At 71.5% G+C, this 17,875-nt stretch carries 19 protein-coding genes; 16 read left to right on the top strand and 3 right to left on the bottom strand.

Annotation, left to right across the window (positions count from 1 at the left end; all coding sequences use genetic code 11):
* The first annotated feature begins 151 nt into the window (after positions 1-151).
* Positions 152-763 (top strand): hypothetical protein, encoded by a 612-nt coding sequence (locus JGU66_21680; protein ID MBJ6763385.1) that lies wholly within the window; start codon positions 152-154, stop codon positions 761-763.
* A gap of 63 nt (positions 764-826) precedes the next feature.
* On the opposite strand, the gene JGU66_21675 is transcribed toward JGU66_21680, so the two are convergent.
* Positions 827-1,378 carry a hypothetical protein gene (locus tag JGU66_21675; protein ID MBJ6763384.1) on the bottom strand — a complete coding sequence of 184 codons (552 nt, stop codon included), beginning with the start codon at positions 1,376-1,378 and terminating at the stop codon, positions 827-829.
* A 245-nt stretch (positions 1,379-1,623) separates the two neighbouring features.
* Here JGU66_21675 and JGU66_21670 point away from each other — a divergent pair, with 245 nt between their 5' ends.
* Entirely contained in the window at positions 1,624-3,045 is a 1,422-nt protein-coding gene (locus JGU66_21670; protein ID MBJ6763383.1) for a hypothetical protein, read from the top strand.
* A 50-nt stretch (positions 3,046-3,095) separates the two neighbouring features.
* Complete coding sequence (locus JGU66_21665) at positions 3,096-3,737, top strand: YdcF family protein (GenBank protein MBJ6763382.1); 642 nt, start codon at positions 3,096-3,098, stop codon at positions 3,735-3,737.
* On the opposite strand, the gene JGU66_21660 is transcribed toward JGU66_21665, so the two are convergent.
* Positions 3,734-4,171: a MarR family transcriptional regulator gene (locus tag JGU66_21660; GenBank protein MBJ6763381.1), complete on the bottom strand. Its 438-nt coding sequence runs from the start codon at positions 4,169-4,171 to the stop codon at positions 3,734-3,736. The two genes, JGU66_21665 and JGU66_21660, sit on opposite strands and share 4 nt — an antisense overlap.
* A 194-nt stretch (positions 4,172-4,365) precedes the next feature.
* Between JGU66_21660 and modA the strand changes: the two genes are divergently transcribed.
* The 13 genes from modA to JGU66_21595 all read left to right on the top strand — a co-directional run bounded on the left by modA (position 4,366) and on the right by JGU66_21595 (position 17,126).
* Positions 4,366-5,130 (top strand): molybdate ABC transporter substrate-binding protein, encoded by a 765-nt coding sequence (modA, locus tag JGU66_21655; GenBank protein ID MBJ6763380.1) that lies wholly within the window; start codon positions 4,366-4,368, stop codon positions 5,128-5,130.
* Positions 5,127-5,804: a molybdate ABC transporter permease subunit gene (modB, locus tag JGU66_21650; GenBank protein ID MBJ6763379.1), complete on the top strand. Its 678-nt coding sequence runs from the start codon at positions 5,127-5,129 to the stop codon at positions 5,802-5,804. Before modA ends, modB begins: the two co-directional genes overlap by 4 nt.
* A complete protein-coding gene (gene modC / locus JGU66_21645) occupies positions 5,801-6,868 on the top strand; it encodes a molybdenum ABC transporter ATP-binding protein (GenBank protein ID MBJ6763378.1) in 1,068 nt (355 codons plus the stop codon). Before modB ends, modC begins: the two co-directional genes overlap by 4 nt.
* Positions 6,869-6,939: 71 nt before the next feature.
* Positions 6,940-7,548 (top strand): hypothetical protein, encoded by a 609-nt coding sequence (locus JGU66_21640; GenBank protein ID MBJ6763377.1) that lies wholly within the window; start codon positions 6,940-6,942, stop codon positions 7,546-7,548.
* Positions 7,549-7,638: 90 nt separating this feature from the next.
* Positions 7,639-8,886, top strand: a complete 1,248-nt coding sequence (glgC, locus tag JGU66_21635) for a glucose-1-phosphate adenylyltransferase (protein ID MBJ6763376.1) — start codon at positions 7,639-7,641, stop codon at positions 8,884-8,886.
* Between the two features lie 147 nt (positions 8,887-9,033).
* Positions 9,034-10,509: a hypothetical protein gene (locus JGU66_21630; GenBank protein MBJ6763375.1), complete on the top strand. Its 1,476-nt coding sequence runs from the start codon at positions 9,034-9,036 to the stop codon at positions 10,507-10,509.
* Between the two features lie 182 nt (positions 10,510-10,691).
* Entirely contained in the window at positions 10,692-11,771 is a 1,080-nt protein-coding gene (locus JGU66_21625; protein MBJ6763374.1) for a type III polyketide synthase, read from the top strand.
* Positions 11,765-12,340, top strand: coding sequence for a hypothetical protein (locus JGU66_21620; protein ID MBJ6763373.1), 576 nt, complete (start codon positions 11,765-11,767; stop codon positions 12,338-12,340). Before JGU66_21625 ends, JGU66_21620 begins: the two co-directional genes overlap by 7 nt.
* The gene (locus JGU66_21615) at positions 12,285-12,605 is read left to right on the top strand and encodes an acyl carrier protein (GenBank protein ID MBJ6763372.1); all 321 of its coding nucleotides are present in this window, start codon (positions 12,285-12,287) and stop codon (positions 12,603-12,605) included. Before JGU66_21620 ends, JGU66_21615 begins: the two co-directional genes overlap by 56 nt.
* A complete protein-coding gene (locus tag JGU66_21610; protein MBJ6763371.1) occupies positions 12,602-14,356 on the top strand; it encodes a fatty acyl-AMP ligase in 1,755 nt (584 codons plus the stop codon). The genes JGU66_21615 and JGU66_21610 overlap by 4 nt, the downstream gene beginning before the upstream one ends.
* Entirely contained in the window at positions 14,353-15,450 is a 1,098-nt protein-coding gene (locus JGU66_21605; GenBank protein MBJ6763370.1) for an NAD(P)/FAD-dependent oxidoreductase, read from the top strand. Before JGU66_21610 ends, JGU66_21605 begins: the two co-directional genes overlap by 4 nt.
* Before the next feature lie 18 nt (positions 15,451-15,468).
* Positions 15,469-16,092 carry a hypothetical protein gene (locus tag JGU66_21600; GenBank protein MBJ6763369.1) on the top strand — a complete coding sequence of 208 codons (624 nt, stop codon included), beginning with the start codon at positions 15,469-15,471 and terminating at the stop codon, positions 16,090-16,092.
* Entirely contained in the window at positions 16,065-17,126 is a 1,062-nt protein-coding gene (locus JGU66_21595; GenBank protein ID MBJ6763368.1) for an MBL fold metallo-hydrolase, read from the top strand. Before JGU66_21600 ends, JGU66_21595 begins: the two co-directional genes overlap by 28 nt.
* A gap of 4 nt (positions 17,127-17,130) precedes the next feature.
* On the opposite strand, the gene JGU66_21590 is transcribed toward JGU66_21595, so the two are convergent.
* Positions 17,131-17,868: an SDR family oxidoreductase gene (locus JGU66_21590; protein ID MBJ6763367.1), complete on the bottom strand. Its 738-nt coding sequence runs from the start codon at positions 17,866-17,868 to the stop codon at positions 17,131-17,133.
* Positions 17,869-17,875 lie beyond the last annotated feature (7 nt).

Genomic DNA, 17,875 nt, shown 5'->3' with positions numbered 1-17,875 from the left:
CGTGGCAGACCCCGTCACGTCCCCGCGACGCGGGCGCCTTCTTCGGGCGTGAACCCTCACGCCGAGGGTTCGAGCATGCGCGCGCCCGGGACGCCGGCTATGAAGCGAGCGCTGTTCTTCGCTATTTCCCGGGAATCCTTCAGGAGGCTGCATGCGGTCGTTTCTTCCGTCACTCGGAGTGGTGGGCGCGCTGGGGCTGAGTCTGGTGGCTGGTGTCGCGCACGCGAACAAGGCGGGCATCACCGGTCGCAGTGGCAAGCAGGGCGCCAGCTGCGTCGAGTGCCACACGGGCGGACAGGTGCCCACGGTGACGTTGGAGGGCCCCTCGGCGCTCGTGGCGGGGCAGACGGGGAACTACGCGCTCATCGTCCGCGGCGGGCCCGGGGTGAAGGCGGGCATGAACGTGGCGACCAACGTAGCGGGCGCGGCGCTCACCGCGGGCGCGGGCGTGAAGAAGGCGGGCGACGAGGTGACCCACACGGCCCCGCTGGCCTTCAAGGATGGCGTGGCGCGCTTCGAGTTCACGATGGTGGCGCCGTCCACCAACGGCACCGTGCGGCTCTTCGGCGCGGGCAACTCGACGAATGACAACAACGCGTCCACCGGAGACTCCTCCGCCCTCACGACGCTGGACGTGCAGGTGACGGGCGGCACGGATCCGGTCGAGGAGAAGGACGGTGGCTGCTCGGCCACGGGCGCGGCGCCGCTGATGGGCGCCGTGCTGGCGCTGGCGGGGCTGCGTCGCCGTCGCGCCGCGAAGTGAGCTGAGCAGGTCCAGGGGGCGGACCGTGGCGCACGGCCGCGTTCCGCCCTCTGTCGCGCGGCCTCAGGTCACGCTGAAGCGATAGACGACGTCCGAGTCGCCCTGGGTGAAGCCCTTGATGACCTGGTGCTGCGTCGTCTTCGCGCCGAGGAACGAGAGCCCTCCGGCCGCGAACCCCATCACCGACAGCTCGAAGTAGACGTGGGGCTTGGGAACGCGGGTGATCTGGATCTCCGCGTAGCCGTCACCCAGTTGCACCTGCAACTCGCCTGCGGTGAAGTAGCCCTTCCAGATTCCAGGGGTGAAGAGGAGGAAGCGGCGGTAGTCGCCCGGGCCGAACATCGTCTTGAGCTGGCCCTGGCTGAGCGCGTAGTCGGCGGACTTCACGCCGAACTGCCAGTAGGCCTTGGGGTCGCCGCCGTAGAAGCGCTGGAGGAGGGCCTCGTTGAGGCGCAGGAAGGCGTCCACCGGCAGGCGCGTCACGGGCATGACGGGCTGGGTGAAGACGGGGTCTCGCTTCGCGCAGTCCGCGAGGAAGGCGCGCCAGGACTCCTCGCCGAAAGACTGCACGGCCATCATCTGCCGGGCCAGGAACGCGACGCCTTTGACTTCCATCCGGGGGCCTCCACTCCGGGGTGCGGGTGCTTCGGGGGTGCCATTCTGCGCTGAACCTGTCGGCGGGTCGAATCTCGTGGCGGCGTGGGTTGGTCGCCCGCTCGCTGTCCACGCCGTGTGTGACGGTGAACCGCTGGGTGCGACGCACGGGCGCGTCGTCCAGGGGAGCGACCGTCTCCATCGTGCGTTGCCAGAGTCGCTCGCATGAAATGCGAGTCAGACTCGAGATGGGGGGATTCGCGGTGATGTTTCGCAGGGGTTGGGGTTGGGGTGCGTGTCTGGCTTTGGTGGGGATGGGGTGTGGCGGGGCGGTGGCGGCGGGAGAGGGCGCCCCGGGAGGTGAGCCCGCGTCGGAGGTGGCGCCGCTGCGGGTGGGCGAGGATGGAAGCGCGAGCGGTGCGGTCGCGCCGGCGATGCCCGCGGGGGAGCCGCTGTGGCTTCAGGTCCAGCGCGGCGCGGGGAAGGAGCAGGCCGCGGGCGTGGCGTATGACAAGAGCGGCAACCTGCTGGTGGCCACCAACGTCTCGTATGGCGGGCTGGAGGATGCCTCGGGCGTCATCTCCGAGCCGGTGGTCAGTGGCTTCTTCATCACGAAGTACTCGAAGTCTGGTGAGCGGCAGTGGTCGCGCCGCTTCGAGGGCAAGGTCACCGCGCTCTCCGTGGACTGGGAGGGCAACGCGGTGGCGTGGGGCACGGGCACTGGCGCGGCCTCCCCGGGGCTGGAGCTGTCCGGGTACTTCTTGATGAAGCTCGATGCGGACGGCGAGTCGCGCTGGGCGCGCAGCATCCAGTCCCTGGCGCCCGGGGCCTTCACGGGCCTGCGGATCTCCACGGACCGGCAGGGCAACGTGGCCATCGCCGGCACGCTGGAGACCGCGGTGGGGCAGCCTCCCGCGCTGGCCTCCGAGGGGCGCGTCGCGGTGGTGATGAGCTACACCTCGGATGGAGCGCCGCGCTGGAGCCGGGTGGAGTCTCGCCCGAGCGACGGCACGGGCGCTGCGGTGGATGCCAATGGCACGGTCTATTTCTCCGGCTTCCTGCGGGTGCCGGCGCCGGGGGAGACGCACTTCGTGCCCTTCCTCCAGCGCCTCGCTCCGGATGGCACCCTGGAGTGGGAGCGCGAATTGCCCACGCGCTATGCCGTCACCACGGGCATGGCCTTGCGTGGCAACCGCGTGCTGGTGACGGGCTACGCGATGCAGGACTACACGTTCGCGGGCAAGCACTACGTGCCGGGCTCGGGACACAGCGACGGCTTCCTGCTGGCCTACAACCGCGACGGCGAGGAGCGCTGGTCGCGGCAGATGGGCTACTCCGCGCTCGACGTCAACCTGACGTCCGGCGAGGGCGCGGTCATCATCGGGCGCTACGAGAACGGGGATGACCTGGGCACCGGCCCGATGCCGGGCGCGGTTGGCAGCCAGCGCAACATCTTCATCGCGCGCTACGACCGCGAGGAGGGCGGGCTGGAGTGGGTGCGGGGCTTCTCGCAGGACGCGATGCCCACCGTGGACACCCACATGGATCGCTTCTTCGTGACCACCTCGCTCACGGGCGAGGTCACCGCGATGGGCGCCACGCTCAACGCGGTGAACTTCGGGTCGCGCTCGCTGCCGGCGCCGCTGGGCGGCTGGCGGGACCTGTTCATCGTCGGGCTGTCGCCGTGATGCGGGGATGAGGCTCGCCGCCCGCCGTGCGCGACGCTAGCGTGCGGCGGGTGCGTCCTCTTGCCCTGCGTCCCAAGACAGGCCCTGTCCCGCGCTGGTTGCTCGCCCTCGTGGGCGTGCTGACGTGCGGCGTCTTCGGGCTGGCGTGGTGGGTGGATCGCTTCGGCCAGCGCGAGCGCGCCGAGCCCGCGGACGCGCTGGTGGTGCTGGGCGCGCGGGTGCTGCCTGGCGGCGTCGCCTCGGGGCCGCTCCAGGCCCGCGTGGAGAAGGCCGTGGAGCTGTACCGGCAAGGCGTGGCGCCGCGCTTCGTCTTCTCAGGGGGCGTGGGGGTGAACCCGCCGTCGGAGGCGCGGGTGATGGCGGCGCTCGCCATGCGGATGGGCGTGCCCTCCGAGGCCATCACGCTGGAGGAGGAGAGCCACTCCACCGAGCAGAACGCGCGCCACAGCGCTGAGTTGCTGCGGGCATTCGGCGCGAAGCGCGTGGTGGTGGTGTCGGATCCGTATCACCTGCTGCGCGCGCGGCAGTACTTCCGGCTGGCGGGGCTGGAGGTGGCCACGAGCCCGGCGCTGCTCACCGAGCGCAACGTGGCGCTGGTGGACCGCGTGTACTGGACCGTGCGCGAGGCCATCGCGCTGCTCTTGCATCCGCGTGTGTTGCTGGCGCGCGCGCCCGAGTCACCCCGCGACTAGCTGGCCGAGCGCGAGCTGGCCACCGGACCGAGCGCCTGCGCGTCCAGCCGGCGCAGCACCTTCTCCAGGATGCGGAAGAGCGCCTTGCGGTCGCTCATGTCGAGCATGCCCAGGAACATGCCCATGGCCTGGTGGATGAAGCGGTCGAGCCGCTGATAGGTCTGCTGCCCCTGCTGCGTCAGCCGGCAGAGCACGATGCGGCGGTCGGAGGCGCTGCGCTCGCGCTGCATCTGGCCCTCGCGCTCCAGCCGGTCGACCACGCCCGTCACCGTCTTCTCCGTGACGCCGAGCCGCCGAGCCAGCTCACCCATGGTCAGCGCGCCGTCCAGTCCCAGCCACAGCAGCGCGTGGACCTGCGGCGCGGTGAACTGGAGTTGTTCGCACGTGGCGGCGATGGGGTCACGGAGTGAGCGGCGTCTGCCGAGCGAGAACATCAGCTGCTGCAGTCGCAGGATGTCGCCGCCGGGCTCGTCTTCCTCTTTGTATGTATTCCGTGACACGGAGTATGCCTTAGCGGCCGGCACCGGGCGGGTCAACCCGCCGTTGTCCGCCAGTTGGTGAGTGGGGGCAGAATGCGCCCGGATTTCCTCCGAACGCCTGCTCGAATCCTAAGAATGAGGAGCTTCTCATGCGCGCCCTGCTGCTCGTGTCGCTGATGGTCTTGGTGACGCTGCCCGCCCGAGCGGAGCGGGCGCTCGTGTTCGCCGCGGCCAGCACGCAGGACGCGCTCCAGGAGCTGGCCCCTGCCTTCACTCGGGCGACGGGGCACGAGGTCGCCTTCTCATTCGGTGGGTCGGGCGACCTGTCGCGTCAGATTGTGGCGGGTGCTCCGGCGGATGCCTTCCTCTCCGCGGACGTGGCGAAGCTGGAGTCCGTGCAGAAGGCGGGGCTCGTGCGGGCGGGGGCTCGCGTGGACCTGCTCTCCAATCGGTTGGTGGTGGTGGTGCCGGCGGACGCGAAGGCCGCGGCGCCTCGCTCGGCGGCCGACCTGGCGGGCTTGTCTCGGGTGGTGCTGGCGGACCCCACCAGCGTGCCCGCCGGAGTGTACGCGAAAGCGTGGCTGGAGAAGGTGGGGGCGTGGCGGGCGGTGGAGCCTCGCGTCATCCCCGCGCTCGATGTGCGCGCCGCGCTGGCCGCGGTGGAGGCGGGCCGGGTGGACGCGGGCGTGGTGTACGCGACGGACGCGTCGCTCTCCAAGAAGGTGCGCGTGGCCTTCGCGGTCCCGGAAGCGGACACGCCTGCCATCGTGTACCCGGTGGCGGCGCTGACGGGGGGCAAGGGCCCGGAGGCGGGGCTCGCGTTCGTGCGCTTCCTGCAGACGGAGCCCGCGCGTCGGGTGTTCGCGCGCCTGGGCTTCGTCGTGCTGGGTGGCGCGAGGAAGTCGTCGCCGTGACGGAGGGCCTGCCCGGGCTCGTGCTGTTCACGCTGACGGTGGCCGCGCTCGCGACCGTGCTCATCCTGCCGCCCGGCGTGGCGGCGGCGTACGCGCTGGCGCGGTGGCGGGGCCCAGGCAAGGGCGTGGTGGAGACGGTGCTGGCCTTGCCGCTCGTGTTGCCGCCCACGGCCGTGGGGCTGGTGCTCTTGGAGGTGCTCGCGCGCGATGCGCCGTTGGGCAGACTGCTGGATGGCCTGGGGGTGGACGTCGTCTTCACGCCCAAGGCGGTGGTGCTGGCGGGCGCGGTGATGGCGTTCCCGTTGCTGGTGCGCTCGGCGCGCGCGGGCTTCGAGGAGGTGGACCCTCGGTTGGTGGCGGTGGCGCGCACGCTGGGGGACACGCGCGCGCGGGCGTTCTTCCGCGTCACGCTGCCGCTCGCCTGGCGCGGCGTGCTGACCGGAACGCTGTTCGCGTTCTCTCGCGCGCTCGGTGAGTTCGGCGCCACGGTGCTGGTGGCGGGCAACATCCCCGGGCGCACGCAGACGTTGTCGCTGGCCATCTTCCAGCGGACGCAGATGGGGCGCGATGGCGAGGCGCTGACGTTGGCGGGCGTGGCGGCGCTGCTCGCGTTCGGCGCGATGTACGTGGCCGAGGCCGTGTCGCGGCGTCGCGGCGCGCGGGTGCGCGCATGATGGCGCTGTCGTTCCGCCTGCCGCTGGCGCGCTTCCCGCTGGAGGTCGATGCGCGCTTCGCCTCGGCGTCGGTGGCGGTGATGGGGCGCTCGGGCTCGGGGAAGACGTCGCTGCTGGAGGTGCTGGCCGGGCTGCGTCGCGGCGCGCGGGGGCGGGTGGTGGTGGGTGGGCGGGTGCTGCTGGACAGCGCGGCGCGGGTGGACCTGCCCCCCGAGGCGCGGCGCATGGGCTACGTGCCGCAGGACGCGCTGCTCTTCCCTCACCTCTCCGTGGAGCAGAACGTGCGCTTCGGCGCGCGCGGTGGCCGGGGCGCGCGCGTGGACGAGGCGCTGGCCCTGCTGGAGCTGGAGCCGCTGCTGCGCCGCTATCCCGCCACGTTGTCCGGAGGAGAGAAGCAGCGCGTGGCCCTGGCGCGGGCGCTCGCGAGCGCGCCCGACCTCTTGCTCCTGGATGAGCCCCTGGCCGCGCTGGACGTGGCGCTGAAGGAGCGCGTGCTGCCGTACCTGCTGCGCGTGCGCGATGAGGCGCGCGTTCCCATGCTCTACGTCACGCATCAGCTCGGCGAGGCGCGCGCGCTGGCGCGGGAGGCGCTGCTGCTGGACGGCGGCCGGGCGCTCGCGCTGGGCCCGGCGGACGCGGTGCTGGGCTCGGCCGCGCGCGGCGTGCTCGCGGCGGAGGGCGACGCGGAGGAGAACATCCTGGAGGGCGTGCTCGAGCGCCCCGACGGCCACGGCCCCCGGCTGCGGGTGACGCCGGAGCTGGCGCTGTGGGTGCCGGACGGGCCTGGGGTGGTGACAGGCGCGCGCGCGGCCTATGCGGTCCCCGCCGAGGACATCCTCCTGTCCACGGGGCCCCTGGTGGGTGTCTCCGCGCGCAACGTGATGGCGGGCGTGGTGGCGGCGCTGGAGCCCGCGGGGCCGGGCGGGTGCGCGGCCTCGGTGGAGGTGGCGGGACACCGCTGGGTGGTGCGGCTTACCCAGGTCTCCGTTGACGAGCTCGGGCTGACGAAGGGGATGCGGGTGCACCTGGCGGTGAAGACCGCCGCGTGCCGCCGGCTGCGCTGAGGGCAGGTCGCCATGCGTCGCGCTGGCGCGCGGCGGGCTTCGAGCGCAATCATGTCGGGATGGGTTCTCCCTTGACTTGGGTGTGTACTCGGTCCCCGCGCGCCGCGTGGGCATGGCTCGTCGTAGGACTTCTCCTGGGCCTCGCGCCTCGGGAGGCCGATGCGTCCGGAAGAAGCCGCGGCGGGGGCATCGGGCCGCAGCTCGCGACGGCGCCGTATGACGGCCGCTACCTGTCCCTGGGACTGAACCTGGCCTACGAGGGATTGCCCACCGGCGACGGGGAGGAGGGCTTCCTGCGGGGCGACCTGTACCCGATGGTCGGCCTGGAGGCGAGCGTGGTGCAGCTCGAGTCGCGCAACCTCTTCTGGGTGGGCGGCTACGTGGACCTGACGCACACGTTCCCGAACCAGGCCACGCGGATGAGCATCGGGCCGGAGATTGGGTGGGGGCCGGTGGGAGTGGACCTGGGGCTCACCGGAGAGCTGCGCGACGGGCGGGTGGGCGGCGGCTTCCAGGTCCGAGGCATGCTGACGGTGGGCTACGTGGCCGCCTACGTCAGCTACATCTCCACCTACAACGCGAACACGCGCAACTTCCAACCGAGCGCGCAGGTGGGCCTGCTCTTGAAGCTGCCCTTCATCCTCGCCATCACCGGCGAGCCGTGGCGGCCGGGCGCCTGACGCACGCGGCCAGGGGCGCCGGGCCGTGACGGGAAACGAGCGCCCCTGCGCGAGGGCCCTATACTGGCTCCAGGTGAGGGAGACATCGGTATGGGGATGCGCATCCTTGGGATGGTTCTTGCGGGCGGGCAGGGAACACGGCTGGCGCCACTGACGCTCAAGCGCTCGAAGCCGGCGGTTCCCTTCGGGTCGAAGTTCCGCATCATCGACTTCGCCCTCAACAACTTCATCAACTCGGGCATCTTCTCCATCTACGTGCTGACGCAGTTCCGTGCGCAGTCGCTCACGGAGCACATCCAGCGCGGATGGCGGTTCGGCTCGGTGCTGCTGTCGGACTACTTCATCACGCTGGTGCCGGCGCAGATGTACCGCTTCGAGGAGCTGGGGCCCGTCTGGTACCGAGGCACGGCCGACGCCATCTACCAGAACATGCACTTGCTGGAGAATCACCGGCCGGATCACGTGGCCATCTTCTCCGGGGACCACATCTACAAGATGAATGTGGCCCACATGCTGGAGCTGCATGAGTCCCAGCGCGCGGACATCACCATCGCGGCGTACCCCACGCCGCTGGCGGACGCGCACCGCTTCGGCGTCATGCAGGTGGACGAGCGCGGCCGCGTCACCGAGTTCCACGAGAAGCCCAAGGACCCGCGCCCCATGCCCGGCCGCCCGGACATGGCGCTGGCCAGCATGGGCAACTACATCTTCCGCGCGAAGGTGCTCGCGGAGCTGCTGGAGCTGGACGCGCGCTCGGAGGGCTCGGCGCACGACTTCGGCAAGGACGTGCTGCCGCGCGCGCTGCGCGACGGCTACCACATCCAGACCTACGACTTTCACCGCAACCCCATCCCCGGCCAGACCGCGCCCAACACCTACTGGCGCGACGTGGGGACGCTGGAGGCCTACCACGAGGCCTCCATGGACCTGGTGTCGGTCAACCCCGAGTTCGACATCTTCAACCCGGACTGGCCGCTGCGCAGCGCGAGCGAGTACAGCCCGCCCGCCAAGTTCGTGCACGAGTCCGGGGACCGGGTGGGCCGCGCGCTCAACTCCATGGTGGCCGGTGGCTGCATCATCTCCGGCGGCGTGGTGCGCAACAGCATCCTGTTCCGCCGCGCGCGGGTGAACAGCTACGCGAGCGTGGAGCGCTCGGTCATCTTCGACGAGGTGGACATCGGCCGGCACGCGCAGGTGAAGAACGCCATCATCGACAAGGGCGTGCGTGTGCCGCCCGACACGAAGGTGGGCTTCGACGTCGTGCAGGACCGGGCGCGCGGCTTCACCGTCACGGACAACGGCATCGTCGTGGTGCCCAAGAACTATCGCTTCGACTGACGCTCGCTCCCTCCGCCGCGGGTGACGGTTGCGGCTGGACGCTCGTGTCCGACCCGCGCGCGGCTTGGAGTCTCCCGGAGTGCTGAGCACCTTGCCCTGTCCAGGTGCGGTCCCGGCGTGCCGGCCCGCGCGGGAGGAGCGAAGGGCATGGGTGCAAGGAGCCGAAGGGCGGCGTGCCTCCTGGTGTCGATGCTGTGGCTCGGAGCCTGTGGGGGCGCGACCGACGACGACCGCCTGCTCGCGGGGCCGATGCCGTCCCTGCGCGAGGAGGAGGCGACCGAGGTGCCGCCATCCTGCGGCATCGTCGCGAAGCGGACGAAGGACATCCGCCCGGGCCGCGGCAGCTCGGATCCACGGGGGTTCCTGCACGGCTCCGCGGGGCTCGTGTTCTCCTCGGACGACGGGCGGCACGGCCGCGAGCCCTGGTCCAGCACGGGCCGAGACACGCGCCTCTTGCGCGACATCCGAGGCGGCCAGTCGGGCTCGGACCCCACGTCCTTCACGCGCCTGGGGGACACCGTCTTCTTCGTGGCGGATGACGGCGTGCATGGCCGCGAGCTGTGGAAGACCGATGGCTCCTCGGCGGGCACCCAGTCGGTGGTGGACCTGCGCCCGGGCGTGCTGGGCTCGGACCCCGATGCGCTGACGGTGTTCCAGGGCCGGCTGTACTTCACCGCCGACTCCGCGGGAGCTGGCCGCGAGCTGTGGCGCACCGATGGCTCCAGCGAGGGGACCGCCCGCGTGACGGGCCTCATCCCCGACGGCGGCGAGTGCTATGGCCTTCAGCTCGCGGCGACGGGCAGCTTCCTCTACGTGCAGTATGGCTACTCGGGCCACAACGGGGACACCCTGCGGCTGGCGCGGCTGGACGGGACGCCGGGCGGACTCGTCGTGGTGATGGAGGTCGTCGGGGACAACTCCATCGAAGCGATGACGCCGGTGGGGGAGCTGCTCTACTTCCTGCATAACAACGACGAGTCGGAGTGGAGCCTCTTCGTCACGAACGGCTCACCCGCGGGGACGCGGGGCCTGCGGATGTTCCCCGACAAGCCGCATGACCTCATCGCCTTCGCGGGGAAGCTCTACTTCGCCTCGGGCGTGGGCCCCTACGAGGCGGGCTACGCGGGCGACGAGCTGTGGCGGAGCGATGGCACCTCGCGCGGCACGGTGCTCGTGAAGGACATCCTGCCGGGCAAGGAGGATGCCTCGCCGCGCGGGCTGGCCACGTTGGACGGCAAGCTCTACTTCAGCGCGGATGACGGCGCGCACGGCCGCGAGCTGTGGCGCACCGATGGCACGCCCAACGGCACGGTGCTCGTGCAGGACATCCAACCCGGCCCCGTGGGCTCCGCGCCGGACAGCCTGTCTGGCCATGCGGGGCGACTGTTCTTCAGCGCGGACACGACGGGGCGCGGGCGCGAAGCGTGGATGTTCGAGGCGAGCACGGCGCAGGCCACGGCGTTGGATGACGTGGCGCCGGGGCCCGCGTCGTCGTCGCCGAGCGGCTTCGTGCGCTCGGGCTGGGCGCTGTACTTCTCGGCGGATGACGGCGTGTCGGGGCGCGAGCTGTGGGCGCTGTCCTTCCGCTCGCCGGGGCCCTGCCCCATCGGTCCCGCCCGGTAGACGGGGACCCGGGGCTCGCATCCGAGCGCGGTGCACTTGGGCGCGGACTCGTACGTCATCCGTGCAACACTGGGCCCCCTCGGGCGTCAGGGTCCGAGCAATCGACACCAGACGCCCCGCGCGCGGATGCTCTCGCCAGGTAAGCGTCAGGGTACGACCGCCGAAGGGGATTCAGGAACTTCATGCACAGTGCATCCGGCCAGGACACCGCGCCCTTCGTCCATGCCGTGGGGCGGGCACTTCCTCCGCACTACGCCACGCAGGAGCAGCTCATCGCCACGTTCCGCGAGGTGTGGGCCACGCGCCACTACAACCTCGAGCGGCTGGAGGAGCTGCACCGCGCGGTGCAGGTGGGGGGCCGCCATCTGGCGCTGCCGTTGGAGGAATACCGGCCACTCGTCACCTTTCAGCAGCGCAACGACGCGTGGATTCGAGTCGCCACGGACCTGAGCGAGGAGGTGGTGCGGCGCGCGCTGGACGCCGTCGGCTTGAAGCCCACCGAGGTGGACCACGTCTTCTTCGTCACGGTGACGGGCATTGCCACGCCGAGCATCGATGCGCGGCTGGTCAACCGGCTGCCGCTGCGCAGCGACGTCAAGCGCACCCCCATCTTCGGCCTGGGCTGCGTGGCGGGCGCGGCGGGCCTGGCGCGCGCGGCGGATTACCTTCGCGCGTTCCCAGAGCACACCGCGCTCGTCGTCGCCACGGAGTTGTGCTCGCTGACGTTGCAGCGCGAGGACCTGTCCATCCCCAACATCATCGCGTCCGGATTGTTTGGCGACGGCGCCGCGTGCGCGGTGCTGCGGGGCGCGCGCGCGGGGAGGACAGGGCCGCGCGTGGTGGCCTCGCGCTCCGTCTTCTACCCAGACACCGAGCGCGTCATGGGTTGGGACGTGGTGGACTCGGGCTTCAAGGTGGTGCTGTCCGCCAAGGTGCCGCAGCTCGTGAAGGACCGCATCCGGGGCAACGTGGATGACTTCCTCGCGGCGCACGGCCTGAAGCGCTCTGACGTGCGGCACTGGGTGGCGCACACGGGCGGGCCCAAGGTGTTGGAGGCGTTCGAGACGTCGCTGGAGCTGGCGCCTGGGACGCTGGAGCGTTCCTGGGCGTCGCTGCGAGAGGTGGGCAACCTGTCCAGTGCGTCCGTGCTCTTCGTGCTGGATGAAACGCTGCGCACGGCTGGGGCGCGGCCCGGGGACTGGGGCGTGGTGATGGCGATGGGGCCCGGCTTCTGTTCGGAAATGGTGCTGCTGCGATGGTGATATCGACGACCTGGCTCTATCTGGGGTTCCTGACGCTGCTCGTGGCGGAGCGCGTCGTGGAGCTGGTGCTCTCGAAGCGCAACGCGGCGCGGGCGTTCGCGCGCGGCGGGGTGGAGACCGGCCAGGGTCACTACCGGGTGATGGTGGCCTTCCACACCTGCTTCCTGGTGGCGTGCGCGGTGGAGGTGGTGCTCGGGGAGCGGCCCTTCCTCGGCTGGGCGAGCGTGGTGGCGCTCGCGGGCGCGGTGGCGGCGCAGGCGCTGCGCTACTGGGCCATCGCCACGCTGGGCGAGCGGTGGAACTCGCGCATCATCGTGGTGCCGGACCTGCCGCCGGTGACGGGTGGGCCGTACCGCTACTTGCGCCATCCCAACTACGTGGCGGTGGTGCTGGAGTTGTTGTGTGTGCCGTTGATTCACGGGGCCTGGGTCACGGCCCTGGTGTTTTCCCTGGGCAACCTGTTGCTGCTCCTCGTGCGCATCCGCGCGGAGGAGCAGGCGCTGGGCGCCGCGTATGCGCGAGAATTCTCCCGGCGCCCCCGCTTCATTCCGGAGGTTCGTCGTGGTTGAGCCCGTGTCGCAGCAGGTGCTGGCGGAGATACGCCGCATCGCCCTCGAGGAGCTGGAGTGGAAGGGCGAGGTGGAGCCGCGGCATGACCTCTTGATGGACCTTCAGTTGGACAGCCTGGGCCTGACGGTGCTGGCGGTGGGCTTGGAGAATCGCTTCCGCGTGCGGCTGTCGGAGGAGGACGCGGAGGGCGTGAAGACGGTGGAGGACCTGATGCGGTTGGTGGCGGAGCGCGCCGCGCAAAGCACGACGGAGGTCCGTCCATGAAAGGCCCCGCGCTGCCCGAGCCGAGGTTCCCCACGGTGAACGCGGCGCTGGCCGCGGCGGCCAGGACGTCGCTGGGGTTGACCTTCGTGGACTCGGCCGAGCGCGAGAGCCGGGTGTCCTGGGCGGAGGTGTACCGCCGCGCGCGCCGGGTCGCCGCGGGGTTGGGGCGGCTGGGGGTGAAGGAGGGCGAGCGCGTGGCGCTCCTGCTGCCGACGTCGCTGGCCTTCATGGATGCGTACTTCGGCTCCCTGCTCGCGGGCGCGGTGCCGGTGCCGCTCTATCCGCCGGTGCGGCTGGGGCGGCTGGAGGAGTACCACCGGGCCACCTCGCGCATGCTCCAGGTGACGGGCGCGTGCCTGGTGCTGACGGACTCGCGGGTGCGTTTGCTCTTGGGGCCGAGCGTGGAGAAGGCGCGGCCTCGGAGCGGGTGCCTCACGGTGGACGAGGTGCTGCGGGGCGAGGACGAGCGCGAGGTGGCCGTGCGTCCCGAGTCCCTGGGCCTCGTCCAGTTCTCGTCGGGCTCGACGGTGGACCCCAAGCCGGTGGCGCTGACGCAGCACGCGCTCATGGCCCAGGTGGCCGCGCTGGAGTTGGCCATGCCCCTGCCGCCGGGGACGCCTCCGGTGGGGGTGAGCTGGCTGCCGCTGTACCACGACATGGGGCTCATCGGCTGTCTGCTGTCGGCGCTGTACTACCCGGGCAACCTGGTGTTGTTGCCGCCCGAGGTGTTCCTCGCGCGGCCCGCGCTGTGGCTGCGCGCGTTGTCGCGTCACCGGGGCTTCATCTCTCCCGCGCCCAACTTCGCCTATGGGTTGTGTCTCAAGCGCGTGAAGGACGCGGAGATGGAGGGCATGGACCTCTCGGGCTGGCGCCACGCGCTCAACGGCGCGGAGCCCGTGTCGGCGGACACGCTGCGCCGCTTCGCCGAGCGCTTCGAGCGCTGGGGCTTCTCGGCCCGCTCCATGCGGCCGGTGTATGGGCTGTCCGAGGCGTCGCTCGCCGTCACGTTCCCGCCCGAGGGCCGGGGCCCGCGCGTGCTGAACGTGGACCCCGGTGTGCTGGCGCGAGAGGGGCGGGTGGAGGCGGGCGCACGAGGACTCGTCAGCGTGGGGAGTCCCGTGGCGGGCTTCGAGGTGGAGATCCGCGACGGTGACGGCGGCGTGCTGCCGGATGGGCGCGCGGGACGGGTCTTCGCGCGGGGGCCGTCGGTGATGGCGGGCTACTTCGAGGACGCGGCGGCGACGGCGCGCACGCTCACGGCGGACGGCTGGCTGGACACAGGAGACCTGGGCTTCCTCGAGGACGGCGAGCTGTACCTGACGGGCCGAGCCAAGGACGTGGTCATCATCCGAGGCGCGAACCACGCGCCCCAGGCCTTCGAGGAGCCGCTGAGCGCGGTGGACGGCGTGCGCACGGGCTGCGCGGTGGCGCTGGGCTTCACGCCCGAGGGCAGCGAGGACGAGGCGCTGCTCATCCTGGCCGAGCGCGCGGGGTCGGAGCCGAGCGAGGCCGTGGAGGAGCAGATTCGCGCGGCCGTGGTGGCCGCCACCGGCGTGCGACCGCACACGGTGCGGATGTTGGAGCCCGGGACCCTGCCGCGCACGTCGAGCGGGAAGCTGCGGCGCGCCGAGTCGCTGCGGCGCTTCCTCGCGGGTGAGCTGTCCGCGCCCAAGCGGATGGGGACGGTGGGGATGATGGTGGAGATGGCGAAGAGCGCGCTGGCGATGGTGCGGGCGGAGCAGGATCCGTGAAGCCCTACGACGTGGCCGTGGTGGGCGGTGGGCCCGCGGGGCTCGCCGTGGCCATCACCGCCACGCGGCGCGGGCTGAACACGGTGGTGTTGGAGCGGGGGACGGTGCCCGCGGACAAGGCCTGTGGCGAGGGGCTCATGCCCTCGGGGTTGGGGGCGCTGGAGCGATTGGGGGCGCTGACGCACCTGGACCTGCGCGAGAGCGCGCCGTTCATGGGCATCCGCTACGTGCAGGAGGATGGCAGCTCGGCGGAGGGGCTGCTGCCCGCGCCGGGAGGGCTGGGCGTGCGGCGGGTGGCGCTGGCGTCGGCGTTGGTGACGCGGGCGCGCGAGGTGGGCGTGGAGCTGCGCGAGCGCGCGCAGGTGCTCGGGTATCAGCGCACGGTGCAGGGCGTGTCGTTGGAGACGGCGGCGGGGCCGGTGGACGCGCGGGTGCTGGTGGCGGCGGATGGGCTGGGCTCGCCGCTGCGCAAGGCCGAGGGGTTGGAGCTGAGCGCGGAGGGCTCGCGGCGTTTCGGGTTGAGGCGGCACTTCCGCATCCGACCGTGGACGGCCTACGTGGAGGTGCACTTCGCCTCGGGTGTGGAGGCCTACGTGACGCCGGCGGGTACGGAGCGCGTGGGGCTGGCGTTCCTCTGGGAGGACGGCGCAGTGGATGGGAAGGTGGGCTTCGACGCGTTGCTCGCGCGCTTCCCGACCTTGAGTGAGCGCTTGTCGGGCGTGGAGCCGGACTCGAAGGTGCGTGGGGCAGGGCCATTGGCACGGGTGGCGCGCACGCCGGTGGCGGACCGCTTCGCGCTGGTGGGGGATGCGGCGGGCTACGTGGATGCGTTGACGGGCGAAGGGCTGTCCATCGCGTTCGCGTGTGCGGAGTCGCTGGGCAACGTGTTGCCGGATGCGCTGGTGCATGGTGCGACGCGCGGCGCGCTGCAGCCCTATGCGCGCTGCTTCCAGCAGGTGTTTCGCAAGTACGCCTGGACGACGCGCGCGTTGCTGCTCCTGGCGCGGCGGCCGTGGCTCCGACGTCCCGTGGTGCGCGCCCTGGGCCGAGCCCCCTGGTTGTTCGAGCGCATCCTCGCCACCGTGGTGGGCTGAGCGCGACGGAGCGCGTTCGTGAGGCTCCGACCGGCTACGATGCGCGCCATGCACTGGGGCCTGTCTTCGCGGTCGTGGCTGTTCGTGGTGTGTCTGTGTCTGGGACTGGGCTGCGCGGCCCGGCGGAGCAACCCGGCGCGAGTCACGGTGGACGCGATGCGGCCAGCCCCGCTCGGCGCCTTCGCCTCGAACCTCGAGCCCGTGCAGACCGAGGAGTGCACCGTCGCCAAGGCCCGCGTCTGCTTCGACCGCGCGCTCACGCTGTGGGTGGCCGAAACTTCCGAAGACGCTCGGCTGCGCGCGCTGTCGCTCATGTCCAAGGCGTGTGACGGACAGGTGAAGGACGCCTGTGCCTTCCTCTCGCAGCACGTGCGCGAGCCCCAGCGCGTCCGCGGCGGTCCTCCCGATGACCCCGTCTTCCAGGACGCGTTCCGCCGCTGGCGCGAGGGCCGCAAGCACCACGTTCGCGTGGCCTGTCGGCTCGTGCGCGGCGGCGCCCCTCGGCAATGCGTGGTGGAAGAGGCGACGCTGCCCCCGGACCTGCTGGCCCAGGCGCTCGCGAGCGTCGAGTCCTCTCGCTACGAGCTGCCCACCGTGGATGGAGTTCCCTTCGAATGCACCTGGACCATCATCATCAAGTGATGCGCTGGACTCTCACGCTGGGCCTCGCGCTGCTGTCGGGATGCTTCGCTGGGACCGTGCACCAGGGGCCCGTGACGGACCACTTCGATGGCTCGCACTTCCACAACCCCGGTGATGCCTCGAGCCCGAATCCCGTGGCCCTGGTGCTGGCGGCGCTGAAGGAGAAGCGTGGCCTGTGGCAGCCCTCCACGGAGTTCCCTCCGGGCCCCAAGCCTCCGACGCGCGTGGGCTCGGGCGCGCTGCGCGTGACGTTCATCAACCACGCGACGATGCTGCTCCAGGCGGACGGCCTCAACGTGCTGACGGACCCCATCTACTCGGAGCGCCCGAGCCCCGTGTCGTGGCTCGGCCCCAAGCGCCGCCGCCCGCCCGGCATCCGCTTCGAGGACCTGCCGCCCATCGACGTGGTCGTGGTGAGCCACAACCACTATGACCACCTGGACCTCCCCACGCTGCGGAGACTGGAGGCCGCGCACCACCCGCGCTTCATCGTGGGCCTGGGCAACAAGGCGCTGCTGGACGCCGAGGGCTTCGCGCACGTGGAGGAACTCGACTGGTGGCAAGCGAGCACGGTGGGCCCCGGCTTCACGGTGACGTCCGTGCCCGCGCAGCACCGCTCGAATCGCGGGCTCACGGATGGGCGCGGCACGCTGTGGGCGGGCTACGTGCTGAGCACCTCGGGAGGCCCCGTGCTCTTCGCGGGCGACACCGGCTTCGGTCCCCACTTCGAGGACATCTCCGCGCGCTTCGGCCCCATGCGGCTGGCGGTGCTGCCCATCGGCGCGTTCCGGCCGCGCGTCCTGCACGCGGTGCACATGGGGCCCGAGGACGCGCTCCGGGCCCACCATGTGCTGCACGCCCAGGTGTCCGTCGCGATGCACTACGGCACGTTCGCGCTCGCGCTCGACGGCCAGGATGAGGCCAAGCACCTGCTCTGGCGACTCGCGGCCCGCGACCCCGAGCGCCCCGAGTTCTGGACGCTCGGCTTCGGTGAAGGCCGCGACGTGCCCCCACTGGAGACTGCGTCGCGCTGACGGACTACAGTTTCAGCCGCTTGAAGATGGGCTCGGGGATGGAGCGGATGATGAGCATGATGAGCGCCCAGAAGCCGGGGACGTAGACCTCGTTCTTGCGCCCATCCGCCGCGGCGAGCAGCCCGCGCGCCACCTTCTCCGGCGAGGCGAACAGCTTGTTCTTCGGGACGTGCGCCGTCATCGGCGTGTCCACGAAGCCAGGCTTCACCGTCACCACCGCCACGTTGGACTTCGCCAGTCGATTGCGCAGGCCCTGGAGGAACACGCTCAGGGCGCCCTTCGACGCGCCGTACACGTAGTTGCTCTGCCGCCCGCGGTCTCCCGCCACCGACGAAATCACCACCAGCGTGCCGGCCTTCTGCGCCTCGAAGCGGTTGGCCAGTGACGTCAGCAGCGACGCGGCGCTCAGGAAGTTCGTGCGCAGGACGGCCTCGGCCGCCGCCCACGAACGCTGGCTCGCGTCCTGGTCCCCCAGCACGCCGTGCGCAATCACCGCGCCGTCGAGTCCACCCAACGCCTGCATGGCCTGCTCCACCAGCGCCTCGTGCGCGCCACAGTCGTCGAGGTCCAAGGCCCGCGACTCGACCTTCGCCGCGCCGCGCGTGGCCGCATCCTTCGCCACGGCCTCCAGGTTCTGGGCGTTGCGGCCCACCAGGTACAGCGAGGCTCCGCGCGCGGCGAGCAGCCGCACCGTGGCCTGGGCGATGGCGCTCGTGGCGCCGAGGATGAGGACTTTCTTCATAGGTGAC

The organism is Myxococcaceae bacterium JPH2, from assembly GCA_016458225.1.
Classification (GTDB): domain Bacteria; phylum Myxococcota; class Myxococcia; order Myxococcales; family Myxococcaceae; genus Citreicoccus.
Note: the sequence above shows the minus strand (reverse complement) of the source record. Positions and strands in the feature narration are given on the sequence as shown.

Coding starts and splice junctions, on each gene's coding strand:
- JGU66_21590 (MBJ6763367.1), bottom strand. CDS start 17,868: ATGAAGAAAGTCCTCATCCTCGGCGCCACGAGCGCCATCGCCCAGGCC.
- JGU66_21625 (MBJ6763374.1), top strand. CDS start 10,692: ATGCACAGTGCATCCGGCCAGGACACCGCGCCCTTCGTCCATGCCGTG.
- JGU66_21595 (MBJ6763368.1), top strand. CDS start 16,065: ATGCACCTGGACCATCATCATCAAGTGATGCGCTGGACTCTCACGCTG.
- JGU66_21675 (MBJ6763384.1), bottom strand. CDS start 1,378: ATGGAAGTCAAAGGCGTCGCGTTCCTGGCCCGGCAGATGATGGCCGTG.
- glgC (MBJ6763376.1), top strand. CDS start 7,639: ATGGGGATGCGCATCCTTGGGATGGTTCTTGCGGGCGGGCAGGGAACA.
- JGU66_21660 (MBJ6763381.1), bottom strand. CDS start 4,171: ATGTTCTCGCTCGGCAGACGCCGCTCACTCCGTGACCCCATCGCCGCC.
- modA (MBJ6763380.1), top strand. CDS start 4,366: ATGCGCGCCCTGCTGCTCGTGTCGCTGATGGTCTTGGTGACGCTGCCC.
- JGU66_21630 (MBJ6763375.1), top strand. CDS start 9,034: ATGGGTGCAAGGAGCCGAAGGGCGGCGTGCCTCCTGGTGTCGATGCTG.
- JGU66_21680 (MBJ6763385.1), top strand. CDS start 152: ATGCGGTCGTTTCTTCCGTCACTCGGAGTGGTGGGCGCGCTGGGGCTG.
- JGU66_21670 (MBJ6763383.1), top strand. CDS start 1,624: ATGTTTCGCAGGGGTTGGGGTTGGGGTGCGTGTCTGGCTTTGGTGGGG.
- modC (MBJ6763378.1), top strand. CDS start 5,801: ATGATGGCGCTGTCGTTCCGCCTGCCGCTGGCGCGCTTCCCGCTGGAG.
- JGU66_21620 (MBJ6763373.1), top strand. CDS start 11,765: ATGGTGATATCGACGACCTGGCTCTATCTGGGGTTCCTGACGCTGCTC.
- JGU66_21615 (MBJ6763372.1), top strand. CDS start 12,285: ATGCGCGAGAATTCTCCCGGCGCCCCCGCTTCATTCCGGAGGTTCGTC.
- JGU66_21610 (MBJ6763371.1), top strand. CDS start 12,602: ATGAAAGGCCCCGCGCTGCCCGAGCCGAGGTTCCCCACGGTGAACGCG.